The 2,302-nt window shown below is 52.6% G+C and carries 3 protein-coding genes; 1 reads left to right on the top strand and 2 read right to left on the bottom strand.

All coding sequences use genetic code 11. The features are described 5' to 3' along the window. Nucleotides 1–100: 100 nt before the first annotated feature. Nucleotides 101–574: a MaoC/PaaZ C-terminal domain-containing protein gene (locus B2Z72_RS04565; RefSeq protein WP_296981369.1), complete on the bottom strand. Its 474-nt coding sequence runs from the start codon at nucleotides 572–574 to the stop codon at nucleotides 101–103. Then, nucleotides 546–1,502, bottom strand: a complete 957-nt coding sequence (locus B2Z72_RS04560) for an alpha/beta fold hydrolase (RefSeq protein ID WP_296981371.1) — start codon at nucleotides 1,500–1,502, stop codon at nucleotides 546–548. Before B2Z72_RS04560 ends, B2Z72_RS04565 begins: the two co-directional genes overlap by 29 nt. 219 nt (nucleotides 1,503–1,721) lie before the next feature. On the opposite strand from B2Z72_RS04560, the gene B2Z72_RS04555 reads away from it, so the two are divergent. Further along, on the top strand, nucleotides 1,722–2,302 hold a 581-nt coding region (locus B2Z72_RS04555; RefSeq protein ID WP_297004260.1), incomplete at its 3' end, for an AMP-binding protein.

Genomic DNA, 2,302 nt, shown 5'->3' with positions numbered 1-2,302 from the left:
AGGACAAGGGGCCTGACATTTTTCGAAAATGCTTTAATAGAAATTTGTGGGACAGCAATGGGTCGAAGACCGATTTTTTATGTGCGCAAGGAGGCGGGTATCAGCCGACGCTGATGGCAGGCAACGCCGGTGCTTCGACCGTCATTTTCTCAACCGGAGCCATCACGGTTGCTTCGCCAGTGGCCACTTTTTTGCCGTCCTGATTGGTTACGGTACAGTTCAGGGTAACCACAGGCTTGCTGTCGTGTTTGCTGGCAACTTCGAGGACAACGGTGAGCTCATCGCCGAGCATGACCGGTTTACGGAACGACAGATTCTGGCCGAGGTAGATGGTGCCTGGACCTGGCAGGTCCATAGCCAGGGCGGCAGAAATCAGTGCTCCGGTGAACATGCCGTGGGCAATCTGTCCTTTGAATTGCGTGGTGGCTGCGTAGGCGGCATCCAGGTGCAGTGGATTGTGGTCGCCGGAAACAGCAGCAAACAGAATCAGATCCTGTTCTGTAACTGTGTGGTGGCGTTCGCAGCGGTCGCCAACGGATATTTCGTCAAATGTGCGGTTGGTGATGGTGTTCATACGGCTCCGTCGTATTGTTCTCAAAGAGTGTGTTCAGCCAATTCAGCAGATCTGTGCAGACCTCTTCGCGATTGGTTTCATTCAGCATTTCATGACGCCCCTCAGGATACAACTTAAGCGTGACCTGATTGTGACCGCTGAGTTGATACTGTTGTGACAGGGTTTTAAGTCCGGCCCCCATGCGCCCGACCGGATCGTGATCGCCACCGAATATATACAGGGGTAATTGTGTTGGGATTATTTTCAGATTTTCTGTGCCGCTGATGCTTTTGATGCCGGTTAACATATCGCACCACATCTGCAGCGTGCACAGATGTCCGCACTGAGGATCGGCAATGTAGGCATCGACCTGCTGATGATCACGGCTGAGCCAGTCGAAATCGGTACGGGGCGGGCGGAAGGCACGGTTAAAACTGCCGAACGACAGGGTATCCATGGTGCGAGACGGGTGGCGTCCGCCGCGTACGGCTTTCATCAGTTTCGCCAATGTGAGACCGGCATTCAGCATAAATGCCGGCTGACTGTTTGACCCGGACAGAATCAGGGCGGCCAGTTTTTCGCCATAACGCATGGCCCAGGCCTGGGCAATAAACGACCCCATCGAATGACCAAGTAAAATACGCGGTTCGCTGCCACAAAGGGCGTCCTGAGCACGTAAAACATCATCCAGCAGCAGATCCCAGCCACCCGGAGCGCCAGCACGGCTGTCGGCATAGTGGCCGACAGGGCGTCGCTCACCATGGCCGCGATGATTGTGCATGATCACCCGATACCCCTCATTCCGCAGCATCTCAGCCAGCGCCTGATAACGCAGGCAGTGCTCAGCCATTCCGTGCAGAATCTGAATAGTGGCTTTGGGTTTTGCGTGACAGAAAATCCACACATCAAAGGTGCTGCCGTCGAGCGCTTTTATTGTTGTCTTGTCCATTATCTGATCAGCCTTGGCGGGATTTACCGGGTTTTGCCTGGATTCAGGCTCAGATTGCGTGGTATGTGAGGATTTGTAAACAGGCTAATGCTCAGTTTTGCTGGATTCTGTGAAAACGGGTAAACTCCGGCTGCGATTTTGACCGTCGTTGGGGAGCGGTGGTCAGTCTTATTCACCCACCCTGTATAAAATTGATAACCAGGGTACTCAGGAGGCGGTATGAATCTCGAATTCTTCCAGGAACGTTACCCGGAGAATTATCCGGCCAACATTGATCCGGATAAGTATGAATCTGTAGTCGATATTTTTAATGGATTCGTTAAACGCTTTGCTGACCGGCCTGCATTCAGCTGTCTCGGCCAGACTCTGACCTATTCAGAACTTGATCGGCAAAGTGCGGCATTTGCTGCCTACCTGCAAAATGAAACCACTCTGGTGCCGGGTGACCGTATCGCCATTCAGCTGCCCAATATCCTGCAATACCCAATCGTTGTCTTTGGTGCAATGCGCGCAGGCATGGTGGTGGTAAATACCAATCCGCTGTACACCGAGCGTGAGATGGAACACCAGTTTAACGATGCCGGTGCCAAAGCGCTGGTTGTGCTGGCTAATATGGCAGACAAAGCGGAAGCCGTATTGCCTAATACCGGCATCAAACACGTTATTATCACCAATGTCGGCGATATGCATGGCACGGTTAAGCGCCTGCTGATTAACAGCGTGCTGAAGTACGTAAAAAAAGAAGTACCGTCAGTGAATATTCCAGGCGTTGTGCCTCTGCGTAAGGCGTTGTCACTGGG

This window comes from Thalassolituus sp. UBA6592 (assembly GCF_002433655.1).
GTDB lineage: Bacteria > Pseudomonadota > Gammaproteobacteria > Pseudomonadales > Oceanobacteraceae > Venatoribacter.
Note: the sequence above shows the minus strand (reverse complement) of the source record. Positions and strands in the feature narration are given on the sequence as shown.